At 69.1% G+C, this 15,720-nt stretch carries 8 protein-coding genes; 3 read left to right on the top strand and 5 right to left on the bottom strand.

Annotated elements, in window-relative coordinates:
* Positions 1 to 28: 28 nt before the first annotated feature.
* The 5 genes from JHW41_RS18420 to JHW41_RS18440 form a co-directional block, all read right to left on the bottom strand.
* Positions 29 to 2,953 carry a TonB-dependent receptor plug domain-containing protein gene (locus JHW41_RS18420; protein WP_250444286.1) on the bottom strand — a complete coding sequence of 975 codons (2,925 nt, stop codon included), beginning with the start codon at positions 2,951 to 2,953 and terminating at the stop codon, positions 29 to 31.
* 490 nt (positions 2,954 to 3,443) lie between these two features.
* Positions 3,444 to 5,504: an elongation factor G gene (gene fusA / locus JHW41_RS18425; RefSeq protein ID WP_250444288.1), complete on the bottom strand. Its 2,061-nt coding sequence runs from the start codon at positions 5,502 to 5,504 to the stop codon at positions 3,444 to 3,446.
* Positions 5,505 to 6,084: 580 nt separating this feature from the next.
* Complete coding sequence (locus JHW41_RS18430) at positions 6,085 to 8,883, bottom strand: AAA family ATPase (protein WP_250444290.1); 2,799 nt, start codon at positions 8,881 to 8,883, stop codon at positions 6,085 to 6,087.
* A complete protein-coding gene (locus JHW41_RS18435; protein ID WP_250444292.1) occupies positions 8,876 to 9,898 on the bottom strand; it encodes a hypothetical protein in 1,023 nt (340 codons plus the stop codon). Before JHW41_RS18435 ends, JHW41_RS18430 begins: the two co-directional genes overlap by 8 nt.
* Positions 9,895 to 11,430, bottom strand: a complete 1,536-nt coding sequence (locus tag JHW41_RS18440) for a hypothetical protein (RefSeq protein ID WP_250444294.1) — start codon at positions 11,428 to 11,430, stop codon at positions 9,895 to 9,897. Before JHW41_RS18440 ends, JHW41_RS18435 begins: the two co-directional genes overlap by 4 nt.
* Before the next feature lie 237 nt (positions 11,431 to 11,667).
* On the opposite strand from JHW41_RS18440, the gene JHW41_RS18445 reads away from it, so the two are divergent.
* The 3 genes from JHW41_RS18445 to JHW41_RS18455 all read left to right on the top strand — a co-directional run bounded on the left by JHW41_RS18445 (position 11,668) and on the right by JHW41_RS18455 (position 15,720).
* Complete coding sequence (locus tag JHW41_RS18445; protein WP_250444296.1) at positions 11,668 to 13,773, top strand: NADPH-dependent 2,4-dienoyl-CoA reductase; 2,106 nt, start codon at positions 11,668 to 11,670, stop codon at positions 13,771 to 13,773.
* A gap of 692 nt (positions 13,774 to 14,465) precedes the next feature.
* Positions 14,466 to 14,924 carry a cell wall hydrolase gene (locus tag JHW41_RS18450; RefSeq protein WP_057946665.1) on the top strand — a complete coding sequence of 153 codons (459 nt, stop codon included), beginning with the start codon at positions 14,466 to 14,468 and terminating at the stop codon, positions 14,922 to 14,924.
* A 184-nt stretch (positions 14,925 to 15,108) separates the two neighbouring features.
* The gene (locus JHW41_RS18455; RefSeq protein ID WP_078998796.1) at positions 15,109 to 15,720 is read left to right on the top strand and encodes a glutathione S-transferase N-terminal domain-containing protein; all 612 of its coding nucleotides are present in this window, start codon (positions 15,109 to 15,111) and stop codon (positions 15,718 to 15,720) included.

Here is a 15,720-nt window from a genome sequence, read left to right on the forward strand (position 1 = left end):
GGTTAGGGGCGGCGGCCGTTGTTACCTATCAGAACTTCGCCTGCACGTTCAGGAAGAACGCGCGACCGACGTAGTCGTAACCGCTGTACAGCGGGGCGTTGCCCACGCGGTTGTAAGCGCCCGACTGCGAGATCTTCTTCGGCTCGGCGTCGAACAGATTGCGCACGCCGCCGGTGAAGGTCCACTTGTCCAGCTTGAACTGGGCGGAGATGTGCGAGAGGTAGTAATCCTCCGTGTGCATCTTGAACGGCGCGGTGTTGCGGTCGAGGCCGTAGTAGCCGTAGCTCTGCATGGCATCGACCCATTCCAGGCCGTAGCGGAACTTCCAGTTCTTCCAGTCGTAGGTGGTGTCGAGCGTGGCGGTCATCGACGGCGAACCGATGTTGCCGTTGTAATCGTCCAGCTCGTCCTCGGCGAACAGCTTGTTGGACTGCTCCAGGAAGTGGGTCGCCTGCAGGGTGGTGCGCAGGGTGCCCGGGCCGACGTCGCGAACGTAGCGGACGGTGAAGTCCAGGCCGCGCACGCGGTCGGTGGCCAGGTTGACGTAGCTGTCCTGCACGGTCAGGGCGTTGCTGCCCGGAGCGCGCGCCGCGACCAGACGGCAGAAGCCGCCACCGGCGCGGAAGTCCGGATCGTTGTAGCAGCGGTCCAGGATCTCGGCGCCGCCGGCGCGAGCGACGCCGTTCTCGACTTCGATCTTGTAGTAGTCCACCGCGAACGACAGGTCGCCCCAGCTCTTCGGCATTTCCGGCTGCAGGATGATGCCGCCGGTGAAGTTCTTGGAGGTTTCCGCCTTCAGGCCCTGCGCCGCGCCGCCGTTGTTGATGACGGTGACGCCGCTGGTGGCGTTGAAGCTGCCCGGCAGGCCTTCCGACGCGCAGTTGGCGGCCAGCGAGATCGACGCTTCCGGATCCACGCCGTAGTTGTTGCACGGGTCGACGGAGTTGGACAGGAAGCCGGTGGTGGCGCCCAGGAACTGCTCGAACAGCGCCGGAGCGCGGTACGAGGTGCCGTACGACGCGCGCACGGTCAGCCAGCTGAGCGGAGTCCACAGACCGCCGATCTTGTAGGTGTTGTCGCTGCCGTAGGACTTGTAGTCGGTGTAGCGGGCCGACAGGTTGAAGGTCAGTTCCTCGGCGCCCTTCAGGCCCGACAGCACCGGCACTTCGATTTCGCCGTAGATTTCCTTGACCGAGTCCTTACCGCGGGTCGGATCGCCCGAGGTCAGGTTGTACAGGTTGCGGGCGACGCCGTCGGCCGACGGGGTGTCGTCGATCTTGGCGCGGCGGTACTCGATACCGAACGCGCCGCGCACATCGCCGTACGGCAGCGCGAACAGCGGGCCGTCGATGGAGAAGTTGACGGTGCTTTCTTCGTACAGGGTGTTGCCGGTGACCGGACGGTAGACGTAGTTCTTCCAGTCCTGCGGCAGCTTGCCGCCGATGACCTGCGTGGTCAGGAACGGCGCGGCCACGCAGCCGCCCGACGGATCGCGGCAGACGACGCCGCCCGGGCCCGCGACCACGTCGAGGCTGCGCGCCAGGCGATCGGTCAGGAAGCTATCGAAGGTGTAGTCGGCGTCGGAACGCGACTTGCTGACCATGAAGTCGTAGCGCCAGTCGGTCCACACGAAGTCGCCGCGCAGGCCGCCGGTGGCCTTCCAGAAATCGACCGTCTGCGAGCTGTGGTTGTTGCCGAAGCCGATGAAGGCGCGCACCGCGACCGGGCGGCCGCTGCTGATTTCGGTCGGCTGGGCCTGGAACAGGGCGTTCTGCAACTGCGACGGCAACAGGATGCTGCCGCGCGCGTAGTCCAGGGTCAGCTGGCTGTAGCCGGTCTGGCTGGATTCGCGACGGTTGCCGAGCAGCTCGAAGTACACCTCGGCGTTGCCCAGCGCCTGCAGGTCGTAGGCGCCCTGGACGAAGCCGGTCTTGACTTCCACCGGCGAGATCAGCGAGCGGTTGAGCATGCGCGGATCGAAGGTGTCGCGCACGTTGGTGTTGGTCGCGCCGCCGGCCACGCCCTCGAAGCCCACCAGGCCGGTGTTCACCGACGAGTTCGGGCGCCAGCGGTTGAAGATGCTGCCGACCGAGCCGGCCGCGCCGACGCCGGGGCGCAGTTCGGTACCGATGGAGTTGATCGCCGAACCGTTGGAGCCGGTGCCGGTGATCGGGTAGCACTTCGGAAGGCCGGTCAACGGGTCCTTGAAGTCCGCGCTGCCCCACTCGCCCACGCCGGTCACGTTGCCCGAGCCGTCGCGGGTGACGGTGCGGCGGTAGTCGGTGTTGCAACGGGTCCAGTCGCGGTCGCCGAGGGTCAGCTCGTTGCGGTCGTAGGCTTCGAACGAGCCGGAGATGCTGAAGCGGTCGCCGGTCTTGCCCCAGGACAGCGAGTAGCGGGTTTCGTCGCCGCCGCCGTCTTCGGTCACGTTGTACTGGGCTTCGACGGCCAACTCGTTGATGTTCTTGCGGGTGACGATGTTGATCACGCCCGCGATCGCGTCGGAGCCGTAGATCGACGAAGCGCCGTCCTTCAGCACTTCGATGTGATCGATCATCGAGGTCGGCAGCACGTTCAAGTCGGCCGAACCGACCGAACCGCGCGAACCCGCCGGCGCCACGCGGCGGCCGTTGAGCAGGATCAGGGTGCGGGTCGGGTCCATGCCGCGCAGGCCGATGGTGTTGGCGCCGGGACCGCCGTTGGTCACGAAGCCGCCGTAGGCGTTGTTGATCTGGCCCTGGCCGCCGGTGACGGACGTGCTCTGCAGCGCGCCGGTCGTCGAGTTGAAGCCCGCCAGCGTGGTCTCTTCGCGGGTGATCACCTGCAGCGGCGAGACCGAGGTGAAGGTGTCGCGGCCGATGCGCGAGCCGGTGACCGTGACGGTCTCCAGGCTGGTCGCGTTGTTCGAGGCCGGCGTTTCGGCGGACGGCTTGGCGTCCTTGTCGGTGGCCACGTCCTGAGCGAGGGCGAGACCGGCATTCGGAAGGATCAACGCTGCGAGCAGCGCGCAGCTGAGACGGTGCCGTCGCGGAGCGACGGGATTGCGTGAAGCCATTAGAGCTTCCCCCTGATCGGTGGTTTTTTTCTATGTATTGCCGGCCGGTGTCGTCGTTCCCCGCGACAGCGGCGGCCCCCAAACTTGAACGTTAACGTTCAATTAACCTCAACCTAACTGATACGGCGATCACTCGTCAACCATAAAGAAGGTTAAAAGTCTTGTCTTTTTTCGCTTGGATTTCACACGCGCACCGTCTTTGTGCAATGCACAAAACCGGTGTTTATCTGGCAACTGAACGCACCAGTTAGGTTCAAAACGCAGCCGGGCGGGTCCGCCCTACCCCGACGGCCATAAAAAACCGCCGAACGCGACGAGCGCGTCCGGCGGGGCATGACCAACAGGCCAAATGATGCAAAGCGCCCCGACCCGGCGGCCGGGGCCGGGCTCAGGCGGCCTTGGGGGCGCGCGCGGTTTCGTAACCGTCGAACACCATCGAGGCCGACGCCCGTCCCTGGGTCAGCGAACGCAGCGTCGTCGTGTAGCCCGACAACTGCGCCAGCGGCGCGCGCGCGCTCACGTCGCTGCGGCCGCCCTTGTCGTCGATCGACAGCACCCGGCCGGAACGCCGCTGCAGGTCGCCGACCACATCGCCGACGTTGCCCGCGGGCGTGTCGACCACCAACGCCATCACCGGTTCGAGCAGGGTCGTGCCGGCCTGGGCCAGCGCGGCCTTGAGCGCCTCGGCGGCGGCGCGTTGGAACGCCTGCTCCGAGGAGTCCACCGCGTGGGTCTCGCCGTCGGTCAGGCTGACGGTCAAACCCACCACCGGGAAGCCTTGCGGCCCTTCGGCCAGCGCCGCACGCAGCCCCTTCTCGGTCGCGCCGACGAAGTTGCGCGGGACCACGCCGCCGACGGTGCGGTCGACGAACTCGAAAAGTCCGTCTTCGCGCGGAACCACGTCGATGACCACGCGCGCGTACTGGCCGCTGCCGCCGGTCTGCTTGGACAGCTTGCCTTCCACGCCGCGCACCGCCCGGCTCGGCGTTTCCTGATAGGCCACGCGCGGCGAACCGGTGCGCACATCGACGTTCCACAGCTCGCGCAGGCGGTCGACCATCACTTCCAGGTGCAGCTCGCCCATGCCCCAGACCAAGGTCTCGCCGGTATCCGCATCGGTGCCGACGCGGAACGAGGGATCTTGCTGGGCCAGACTCGCCAAGCCCTGGCCGAGGCGGATCAGGTCGCCGGAGTTGGCCGCGGTCAGACGCCACGACAACACCGCCGGCTGCGCCTGGATGCTGTCGAGCGCCAGGCGCTCGCCGGCGTCGCTGAGCGTTTCGCCGCTGATCGCGTCTTTCCAGCCCACGACCGCGACGATTTCGCCGGCGTACGCCACCTCCACGTCCTGGCCGCGGTCGGCTTGCACGACCTGCAAACGGCCGACCCGCAGCGCCTTCTCGCGCCGCGACGCCCACACCGTGTCGCCGACCCGCAGCGTGCCCGAGTACAGGCGCACGAAGGTCTGCGCGCCGTGCTCCTGCTGCACGATCTTGAACACCAGGCCGGCCAGCGGGCCGTCCGCGTCGGGCGCCAGTTCGGTTTCGCCGCGTTCGCTTTGCGCGCGCACGGCCGGCCGGTCCAGCGGCGACGGCAGGTAATCGACGATGGCGTCGAGCAACGGTTCCACGCCCTTGTTCTTGAATGCGGAACCGGCCAGCACCGGGGTGCCCGCGCCGGCCAGGGTGGCCCGGCGCAACGCGGCCTTGAGCAGCGCGACGTCGACGGAGCGGCCGTCGAGAAAAGCCTCGGCGAGCGCGTCGTCGTGATCGGCGACCGCTTCGACCAGGCGCTGGCGCGCCGGCTCGAAACGAGCGGTCTCCTCATCGCTCCACGCATGGCGCGACAGGTTGCCGGCTTCGTCCCACAGCACGCTTTCGCGCGCCACGTAATCGATCCAGCCGCTGAGCTCGGATTCGCTGCCGACGGTTTCGCCGAGCGCCCACGCCATCGCGTCGAGCTTCTCGCGCATCTGCGCGAGGGTGCTGTCGAGCGAGGCGCCGATGCGGTCCATCTTGTTGACGAACGCGATCAGCGGCACGCCGTGGCGGCGCGCCTGGCGCCACACGGTTTCCGATTGCGGCTGCACGCCGTCGACGCCGCTGAACACCGCGACCGCGCCGTCGAGCACGCGCAGCGAACGTTCGACTTCGATGGCGAAGTCGATGTGGCCCGGGGTGTCGATGACGGTGAGGCGATGCTCGGCGCCGTCGTGCGGCGTCCAGCGCGCTTGCACGGCGGCCGCGCCGATGGTGATGCCGCGGCGGCGTTCGATCGGGTCGAAGTCGGTGGTGGCGGCGCCGTCGTGGACTTCGCCGGTGCGATGGATCGCGCCGGTTTTCCACAGCAGGCGTTCGGTCAGCGTGGTCTTGCCCGCGTCGACGTGGGCGATGATGCCGAGGTTGCGCCAGCGGCTGGCGGGGATAGTGCTGACAAGCGGGGTGTTCATAAGAGTGTTCGCATTCGTGGCCAACGTCAGGGTCGCCGCGCGTCCCGGTTGGCTGCGGGATGCGCGGCTAGGCTTGGGTGTCTTCCGTGGTATTCACGACACGTTCTCCTTGGTTTTCCGGGTGTTGCGATGAGGGGAAAGGCCGGCGCTCACGGCCGGCCGGTCGAAAAGCGGGCAATAAAAAAGCACCCGGGCGGGTGCTTGTTTCGTACGACTTCGGACGACGCGGGTCAGTTCGACCGCGAAGCCAAGATCGCAGGAGGCAGGCGCACCCGGCCCGCGCTCGCGCGCAGGGCGTTCAGCGATATCAGGAGCGGGAAGCGCTGCATGACGGGGCGGCCTGAGGAAAGGGGTGGGTGTTGCGTGTGCATATCGTAGGGGCGGCGCGGCGGGAGTCAAGCGGTGGGCCGCGTGCGCGGTGGGATTTATCGTTCCATTCCCCACGATCCGACGGGCCATCGACGGCCCCTGTAGGAGCGGCGCGAGCCGCGACCGCGACAACGCAACTACGCCGCTGCTTTCGTCATGATTGCGCTGTCGCGGTCGCGGCTCGCGCCGCTCCTACAGGGGGACACCCCACTTACGCCGCCTTTTCGACCTGGCGCTTGAGCACCGCCACCGGCTCGGCCCAGGCGTTGCCGCCGCGGCGCTTGCTGGTGGTCAGCACCAGGTCGGAGGGGTCGAACACGTTGAGGTTGTGGGTGATCGGCGTGGTCAGGATGTACTGCGCGTCGGTGGCGCGCAGGAAGCGGCCGACCTTCTCGATGTTGAACACGTCCAGGTGCGCGAACGGTTCGTCGATGAACACGAAGCCGCCCGGCTGGTCCTCGTCGCGCAGCAGCGCCACCAGCAGCAGCAACGACTTCATCACCTGCTGGCCGCCCGACGCTTCGCCGTCGTCGAGGCCGATCCAGCCCTTGCGGTCGAAGTCGAAGCGCACCGACAGGCCGGCCTGGGCCAGCGCGACGTCGTTGTTGGCCAGCTCCGGCATGTCGGCGTCGACGCCGATGCCGGCCAGTTCGCCGAGCGCGGCGAGGTTCTTCTTGTAGCGGCGCACGGTCGCGCGCAGCACGTTGATGTAGGCGCCTCGCGCTTCCTCGGTGAGCCGCTTGGCGCGGTCGAGATGGCCTTCGCGGCGCATGATCGAACTGGCCAGTTCGTCGTGGTCGGCGCCGATCTTGTCGCGCAACGGCACGCAGGACTCGTCGACGACGAAGCCGCCGCGCTCCAGGCGATCGTCGATGCGCTCCATCTCTCGACGCACCGCCGAGGCGCTTTCGTATTCCTCACGAGCGGCGTGCAGCGCGGCCGCGGTGCGCCAGGACTCGGGCATGAGCGCGCGCTTGCGCCGGTAATCGACGATGCGCTGGATCAGGCTCTGGCGCTCGCCGTTGATCTGCGAGCCGCGTTCGCGCAGTTCGCGCGCCAGCGCGTCGATCTGGCCCTGGCGCTTGGCCGCGGCGATGCCCTCGGCCTTGTCCTGGTCGCCGGCCGCATCGATGCGCGCGCGCGCTTCGGCCAGCGCCGCGGCGGCGGCGGCGGCGGTTTCGGCCAGTTCCGGCAGGCGCTCGGCCGCGGCGGCGAACTCGCCGGCGCGGGTCACCAGTTCCTGGGTCGCATCCAGCCCGAGCAGGCGCGACTGGTCGGCGTCCACGCGCTGGCTCAGTTCCCGCAGCTCGGCCTCGCGCGCCTGCGCGCGCTGGGCGATGGTTTCCTGCTCGGCGCGCAGCTCGGCCAGTTGCGACTGGCGCGCGCCGCTGCCGAAGTGCTGCTGGTTGCCGCCGATGTGGCGGCCGCCGCGGCTTTCGCGCAGATAGCCCTTCTGGGTGATCCAGTCCTGCTGCGCCGGCAGGCGCGAGCCGTGCTCGATGTCGGTCACCCGGCGGATGCGGTCGAGCTGGCGCGGCAGCCATGCCGGCGGATCGGCCGAGAAGCGCACCACTTCCAGCAGCGAACCCGCGCTGGGCTTGGGCACCGGCGCGCGCTCGGCGACGATGAAGTGGCGGTACTGCTGGCTTTCGCCGAGCTGCCACGCGGTGCGCGCGTCCTTCGGGTTTTCCAGCACCAACAGATGCCGGTACGGCGCCAGCACCGCTTCGACCGCGACCGACCACTGCGGATCGACGATCTCGACCAGCTCGGTCAGCACGTGATGATCGATGTTGGCCTTGAGCAGGCTGCCGCGGAAATCGCGTTCGAACGGTTCGACGATGCGCCCGCCGCCGCTGAGCGCGGCCAGCTGCGCGGCCAGTTCGCCGGCGCGCTTGCGGTCGCGCTCGGCTTCCAGCTTCAGTTCGGCCTGGCGGCGGCGGCCGGTCTCGACCGCGGCGCTGAGCGAATCCACATCGACTTCGCCGCGCTGCGCCTGCAGCTTGGCCAGTTCGTCGCGGCGCTTGACCAGCATCTCGGCGTCGCGCGCGGCGTCGCGCGCCTGGGTGAAGGATTGTTCGCTGGCGGCGACCTGACGGCGCGCCTCGCGCATGGCTTCGACCAGGGTCTCGCGGCCGCCGGAGGCGATGGCGTCCTCGCGCTGCATCTCGTCGAGCATGCGCTCGCGCTCGCGCAGCGCGCGGCGCAGGCCGGTCAGGCGCGGCTTGGCGCCTTCGATGGCGTTGCGCTGGTCGGCCAGCTCGACCTTCGGCGCGATCTCGGTTTCCAGGCGCTGGCGCTGGTTGCGCAACGCGTTGTAGTCCTCGAACGAGCGCACGTCGGCCTTGGCCGATTCCAGGCGCAGGTGCAGGCCGGCCAGGTCCTGGCCGAGCTGCTGCAGTTCCTTTTCGACATCGAACTGCTCGGTGCGCGCGCGCTGGTAGTCGTCGAGCACCGCCTTGTCTTCGAACACGTCGAAGATCAGCTGCAACAACTCGCGCGGCGAGTACTGGCAGAGCTTGTCGGTGGCGCCCTGCTCCAGGGTCAGCACCCGGCAGATCGCGCGGGTCAGGCCGGCGCCGGCCAGGCGCACGCGGTAGTCGCGCACGCCGAGCCAGTCGCCGCCCTGCTCCAGCGTTTCCACCGGCACGTCGCCGCCGACGATCTGGTAATCGCGGCTCCAGTCGCCGCCGCGCTTGCGGATGCGGCAGGCCAGGGTGACGTGGTCGTCCTTGATCGGAAAGAACGGCCGGCCGCCGCGGCGGTCGGGACTGTTGCTGACCACCGCGCGCAGCCACGCGTACGGCTTGCCGTTGTGGCGCAGGTAGGTCTTGTAGTCGCGCGCGGTGTCGCGGTCTTCGATCGCCAGCAGGGTGCGCAACGCGTCGAGCAAGGTGGTCTTGCCCGAGCCGTTGGGCCCGACCACGGTGACGATGGACGCGTCCAGCGGCAGCTGGAAACGCTGCCAATAGTCCCAGTGCACGACTTCGAGCGAGCGGAACTCAAACATCGGCCGCGGCCTCCTCGTGCTTCATGTCTTCGGGTGGAACGGGGTCGTCTTGCGGTACGGGTTCGTCCGCTGCGGCGCCGCCTGCGTCGGCGGTTTCATTTTCGCTCGCGTCGGCATGCGCGGCGTCTGCGCCATCGTCGGCGACGGCATCGGTTTCGGCCGCGACCGCTTCCGGCAGCGCTTCGTCCGCGTTCGCCTCGTCCGCATCCGCCGCCACGACGCTTTCGACCGCCTCGATCGCGGCCTGGAACGCGTCGTAGTCGTCGGCCTGCAAACCCGCCGCGGCCAGCGCCGCGTCGGCCAGCTCGGCCGCGGTCGCGCGCTCGCTTTCGCTTTCGAGCAAGGCGTCGGCCGCTTCGCGCTCGGCCATCTCCAGCGCGTGCTGGCGCGCTTCGGCGACCACGAACGACAGCGCGCCGTCCATCACCCGTCCGGCGATGCGTTCGTAATCGAACGCCAGGTCCAGCATCGGCCCTTCGTGGATGCGCTCCTTGCGCCGCACGATGAAGCCCTGCCGCGCCAGCGAACCCAGGTTGAACTGGATCCGGGTCTTGCCGCCGAGCTTCTCGCCGAAGTCGGCCATCAGCGTGCGTTCGTTGATCGGCTCGACCACCTCGGCGCCGACCGGCACCGGCTTGAGCTCGGCGAACATCTGCTCCTGGTCCTGGTCGCGGTCGGCCTTCTGCCGGGCGATCTGGCGCTGGCGCTTGGGCAGCACCAGCAGCGCCCACAGCACCACCAGCAAGGCGACGGCGTCGCGGTCGAGCTGCAGGTTGGTCGAAGACCAGGCCTTGGCGCTGCCGAACACCGCCGACTCCTGCGGCCGGGCGATGCCGACCGCGATGTGCGCGGCGTAGGGATGTTCGAGCAGGCGCATGCCGACCGAGGCCAGGCGGCGGTCGAGGTCGTTGCGCAGTTCGGCGTCGGTCAGCAGTTCGCGGACGGCGGCATCGTCGCGCGACAGCCAGCGTTCGGCCAGCAGTCGCGCGATCAGGGAAGCGATGGGATCGTTCATGCGGTGGGTACGGTGTCCTTGGCCGCTTTCTTGCCGCGCCGCTTGGGCGCGGCGTCGTCGGAGGCGGTCTTCTTGTCGTCGTTTTCGTTGTCGGCGGCGGCGCTGTTGCCGGTGGCGCCCTTGCCGGCGCGCGCGCGCTTGCGCGGCGCGGCTTCGCCTGCAGCGGCGGCTTCGCCGTCCGGTTCCGCCGCGGCCTTGCGCTTGCGCGGCTGGCGCGCGCGCAGCAGGTCTTCCTCGCTCAGCGCGTCGAGCCGGCCGCGGCTCATGTAGGCCACGCCGGAATGGCCGATGGTTTCGAATTCCGGCTCGACCCGCCACGCCAACGGCAGCCGCGCCATCGACGCGCTGACGCCTTCGCGGTTCTCCGCGCCGGGGTCGCCGATCAAGCCGAGCAGCGACAGGCGATAAGCGCTGAGCGAGAAATTGTCGTGCGGCACCACCGCCGACAGCGGCGCCGACGGCAGCGAGGCGTCGTCCGCGGGCGCGCCGACGGCCAGCGCGGTGAGCTGGTCGAGCCAGTTTTCGGCGTAGCCGAAGTCGGTCGCCGCCGCGGGCGAGCCTTCCGCGCTCGGCGCGGCCTGCGCCGGCGGCAGCGACTGGTCCTCGCGCGCTTCGCGCTCGCGTTCGACCAGTTCGTACTCGGCCACGTCCAGCGCGATCGGCGCGAGCATGAAGGCCGGGATCGCGGTGCGGGTCAGCAGGTCGTCGGCGATGCCGGCGAGCGAATCGATGTCGAGTTCGCGCAGGTAGCGGTTGACGTCGGACGAGGACAAGCCGCTCGCGCCCAGGTGCACGCGATGGCGGTCGAGCTGGCTCAACGCGCGCTGGAACACCGAGGCCTGGCGCAGCATCGCGCTCTGGGCGCGGCCGATCTGCTGGGCGACGCGGTGGGTGTGGCTGTCCAGTTCCAGGTCGGCGGAGATGTCCTCGACGATCTGGGTGCCTTTTTCGATCCAGCGCCACGCGTGCTGCAAGGTGCCGGCGGCGCGCTGGATGCGGTGTTCGGACCCCGACAGCACCGCCTGGTCGAAGTCTTCGCGCAGTTCGTTCAAGCGCGACAACAGGTGCTGCAGATCGTCCGAACGCACCCGGCCGACGGCTTGGCCGGCGGCGATCTGCGCGGTCACGTAGGCCAGTTCGTCGCCTTCGCGGTTGAACTGCAGCAGCATCCCGATCGCCGCCAGCGCCTGGCGCCCGGCCGGGCTGATGCGGTAGCGCTGGGTCTGCACGTCCCACAACAGCAGGTCGTTGTCGCGCAGGCGGCCGATCACGGTGTCGAACTTGACCGGGTCGAGGTAGGCGAAGTGTTCGCGCAGTTCCTGCGGGCTCCAGTCCGGCGCCTGGCCACGCTCGCCGATGGCGCGCAGCACCAGCAGCCGCACCATCACCGACTCTTCGCCGCCGTGGAACAGGGTGGAAAAGGCGCGCAGCAGGTCGCGCGCGCCCAGCAGGGGCTGCAGGTCGGGTAGGTCGGCGGCGACGATGTCGGCGCGCAGGTAGTCCTGGAGGCTGGTTTCGGCGGCTGCGTCCATGTAAGGCGGACTACGGGGGGTCGGGCATGTTCGGCGATGCGGCGGGGCGTGACAACCGTTGCGGCGGCGGCGCCGGCGTGCCTGTCTTCGCGCGGTTTGCACGCGCTGCGCTGCGAAAGTGCCGGACGGCTCCGGCGAAACCGCGCACGCGCCCGCCAGAACCGTGGTTTCCCGCTTGAATTCCAGGGCTTTTCCCGGCATCGTGCGCAATCCATACGCCAGCGTATCCAGCCAGCAATGACCACGGCCGCCCCGACCGCTCCCGCCTCCGCCGCGCCCGCCGAGGCGGCCGCCTCCGCCGCTGCGCATCCGCTCTACCCGCACCTGTTCGCGCCGCTGGACCTGGGCTTCTGCACCCTGCCCAACCGGGTGCTGATGGGCTCGATGCACACCGGGCTGGAGGACAAGGCCGCCGACTTCCCCAAGCTGGCCGCCTATTTCGCCGAACGCGCGGCCGGCGGGGTCGGCCTGATCGTCACCGGCGGTTTCGCCCCCAACATCGTCGGCTGGCTCAAGCCGTTCGGCGGCAAGCTCAGCTGGCCGTGGGAAGCCGGCAAGCACAAGCAGGTGACCCGCGCCGTGCACGCGCACGGCGGCCGCATCTGCATGCAGATCCTGCACGCCGGCCGCTACGGCTATCACCCGCTGCAAGTCGCGCCGAGCAAGCTCAAGGCGCCGATCAACCCGTTCACCCCGCGCGCGCTGTCGGCCGGCGGGGTCGAGCGGCAGATCAAGGCGTTCGTGAATTCGGCGCGGCTGGCGCGCGAGGCCGGCTACGACGGGGTCGAGGTGATGGGCTCGGAAGGCTATCTGCTGAACCAGTTCACCGTGCCGCGCACCAACAAGCGCCGCGACGGCTGGGGCGGCGAGGCGGCGCAGCGCTATCGCTTCAGCGTCGAGATCGTGCGCCGCATCCGCGAGGCCTGCGGCCCGGACTTCATCATCGTCTACCGGCTGTCGATGATCGATCTGGTCGAGGACGGCTCGACCTGGAGCGAGGTCATCGCCCAGGCCCGCGCCATCGAAGCCGCCGGCGCGACGCTCATCAACACCGGCATCGGCTGGCACGAGGCGCGGGTGCCGACCATCGCCACCTCGGTGCCGCGCGGCGCGTTCACCGGCATTACCGGTCGGCTGAAGGAAGAAGTCCGGCTGCCGTTGGTGACCACCAACCGGATCAACATGCCCGACGTGGCCGAGCGCATCCTGGCCGAAGGCGACGCCGACATGGTGTCGATGGCGCGGCCGCTGCTGGCCGACCCGGAATGGGTCAACAAGGCGCGCAACCGCCGCGCCGCCGACATCAACACCTGCATCGGCTGCAACCAGGCCTGCCTGGACCACGTGTTCGAGAACAAGCACGCCAGCTGCCTGGTCAACCCGCGCGCCTGCGCCGAGACCGAGCTGAACTACCACCCGACCACCGCGCCCAAGCGCATCGCCGTGGTCGGCGCCGGCCCGGCCGGCATGGCCTGCGCCACGGTCGCGGCCGAACGCGGGCACCAGGTCGCCTTGTTCGACCGGGCCGCGCGCATCGGCGGCCAGTTCAACCTGGCCAAGCGGATTCCCGGCAAGGAGGAGTTCTACGAAACCCTGCGCTACTTCGCCGGCCGGATCGAGCAGACCGGGGTCGAGCTGCGCCTGAACACCGACGCCGACGCGGCCGCGCTGGCCGGCTTCGACGAGATCGTGCTGGCCACCGGCATCCGCCCGCGCCAGGTCGAGTTTCCCGGCAGCGACCACGCCAAGGTCGTGAGTTACCTCGACGTGCTGCAGGGCCGGGTCGTGCCCGGCGCGCGCGTGGCGATCGTCGGCGCCGGCGGCATCGGCTTCGACGTCGCCGAATTCCTGGTCCACGCCGGTCCGCACTCCGGCGACGACGCCCCGCATTACCCCGACCCGGCGCAATGGCGCGCCGAGTGGGGCGTGGACCTGGACTACGCCGACAACCGCGGCGGCCTGGCCGCGCCGCGGCCGGAACCGCCGGCGCGGCAGGTCTGGCTGCTGCAGCGCAGCGCCGGCAAGCCTGGGGCGAAGCTCGGCAAGACCACCGGCTGGATCCATCGCGCGACCCTGAAGACCAAGCAGGTACGCATGCTCGGCGGGGTCGAATATGTCGGCGTCGACGACGAGGGCTTCCACATCCGCGTCGACGGCAGCGAACAGGTGCTGCCGGTCGACCAGGTGGTGGTCTGCGCCGGCCAGGAGCCGTACAAGCCGCTGGCCGAGGCGCTGGCCGGCAGCGGTAAGCCGGTGCACGTGATCGGCGGCGCCGACGTCGCCGCCGAACTCGACGCCAAGCGCGCGATCGCCCAGGCGAGCCGGCTCGCGGCGCAGCTCTGAGCCGCGCATCCACACATATATATGTATGTGTGGATTTCCTGTCTGTAGGAGCGATGCGAGTCGCGACTGCGACAACGCACCTGCGCCGAAGCTTTCATCGTGGTTGCGTTGTCGCGGTCGCGACTCGCGTCGCTCCTACAGGGCAAGTCCGCGACCCCGCGGCGGGTCGAAACCCCACCCCGACCGGATTCTGTAGGGCTGTCTGTGACCGCTTACCCCAATCGGTGGGGTTGGCTTGACCGTCGCCGCCCAAAATCCCACCCCGAGCGGAGTCCACCGCCGCCCGGAGACGCCAAACACCCCTCCCCCACTTTGCTGAACCGGCTCGCTCACACAAGGGTGAGACGACGTGGGCACGCTTCGTGCCGGGACAAAGCCTTTCAGAACCAAGCACCTAGCGCCTGTTCAGAATAAAAACTCCAACCAAATTAGAAACTTGGATTTTGCCGTTCAGTGTCGGTTTGGATTCGCGTCGCTACCGTTCGCCGACTTTTCCGCCGCCCCCTGCAGAGGCGGCACCCACCACCGCCCCGGGCGCCCATTCGCCCCCGGTCCCGGTGACGGGGCAAAAGCGCGCCGCTAGAGCCGCTGCCCTCCCCAGTACGCCATGTCGGCCTCACCGCTGTCGCTTTCCTCCATCGCGGGGGATCGGCGGTCCAGTGCGGCCGACGCAACGGAGCAAGGAGTCCGATATGAAACTGGCTTGGATATTGTGGCTGGCCTCCGTGCTTCCGCCGCAGACCGCCGACTCGCTGTGTTTGAGCACCACCGTCTACCTGGAAGCCCGCGACCAGTCCCAACGCGGCCAGCAAGCCGTCGCCGAGGTGGCCCTGCGCCGCCGCGACAGCGGCATCTGGGGCGACACCGTGTGCGAGGTCGTCACCGCCAACAAGCAATTCGCCCCGACCCTGGTCTCGCCGGGCACGCGCCTGAGCAATTCCGAAGCCTGGGCCGAGTCGGTCAACGTGGCCCTGGCCGCGGAGCGCAACTGGGCCCTGCCGGCCGGTCAGCGCAAGGAGATCGTGCCCGGTGCGAGCCACTTCGCCGCGCACGCGATCGCCAGCCCCTCGTGGCGCAACGCCTACCAGGTGGCGACGATCGGCGATCACACGTTCTACAAGGTGCAGGCGCTCAAGCCGCGACGCGGCTGAGGCGCGGCGTCGCCGCGATCGCGAGTCGGACATCGGCAGTCGAGCACCGCAATAGCCGGTGCCGTCGCTGGCGCCGAGGCCCGGCTCTCGGCGCGCCGTAACGCACCGTTGCACCGGCTTGCTTGAGCATGTCCCCCTGGAGCGGCGATAGTCGCCGGCTCACCACCCGAGGGGTCGCCACACCATGAAGCTCTACAGCAAGCCCGGCGCGTGTTCCACCGCCGACCACATCGCCCTGCAATGGACCGGCGGCGCGTTCGAAGTCGAGATCCTCGACAAGGACACGATGAAGGCGCCGGCGTATCTGGCGATCAATCCGGCCGGCGCGGTACCGGCGGTGGTCGACGGCGAGTTCGTGCTGACACAGAACGCGGCGATCATGGGCTACATCGCCGACACCTTCCCGCAAGCGCAGCTGGCCGGCGACGGCAGCGCGCAGCAGCGCGCCGAAGCCGCGCGCTGGCTCGCGTTCTGCAACTCCGACATCCATCCGGCGTTCGTACCGATCTTCGCGCCGGGCGCCTTCCATCCCGATCCTGCGCAAGCCGACGTCGTGCGCCAGACCGCGCGCGAGCGCCTGCGCAAGATGTATGCCGCCGCCGATCGGCGCCTGGCCGATCGCGAATGGCTCGCCGGCTTCCGCAGCTACGCCGATCCGTATCTCTACATCACCCTGCGCTGGGCCGATGCGGTGAAGGTCGATCTGTCCGGCTACGCGCACCTGGCCGCGTTCAAGCAGCGCATGCAGGACGACGCCGGCGTGCAGGCCGCGCTGAAGGCCGAAGGCCTGGCGTAA

Origin of the sequence: Lysobacter enzymogenes (assembly GCF_023617245.1) — a bacterium.
Taxonomy (GTDB): Bacteria; Pseudomonadota; Gammaproteobacteria; order Xanthomonadales; family Xanthomonadaceae; genus Lysobacter; species Lysobacter yananisis.

Excerpts from the sequence above, each read along its gene's own strand:
- fusA (WP_250444288.1), bottom strand. The coding sequence starts at position 5,504 with ATGAACACCCCGCTTGTCAGCACTATCCCCGCCAGCCGCTGGCGCAAC.
- JHW41_RS18430 (WP_250444290.1), bottom strand. The coding sequence starts at position 8,883 with ATGTTTGAGTTCCGCTCGCTCGAAGTCGTGCACTGGGACTATTGGCAG.
- JHW41_RS18435 (WP_250444292.1), bottom strand. The coding sequence starts at position 9,898 with ATGAACGATCCCATCGCTTCCCTGATCGCGCGACTGCTGGCCGAACGC.
- JHW41_RS18440 (WP_250444294.1), bottom strand. The coding sequence starts at position 11,430 with ATGGACGCAGCCGCCGAAACCAGCCTCCAGGACTACCTGCGCGCCGAC.
- JHW41_RS18445 (WP_250444296.1), top strand. The coding sequence starts at position 11,668 with ATGACCACGGCCGCCCCGACCGCTCCCGCCTCCGCCGCGCCCGCCGAG.
- JHW41_RS18450 (WP_057946665.1), top strand. The coding sequence starts at position 14,466 with ATGAAACTGGCTTGGATATTGTGGCTGGCCTCCGTGCTTCCGCCGCAG.
- JHW41_RS18455 (WP_078998796.1), top strand. The coding sequence starts at position 15,109 with ATGAAGCTCTACAGCAAGCCCGGCGCGTGTTCCACCGCCGACCACATC.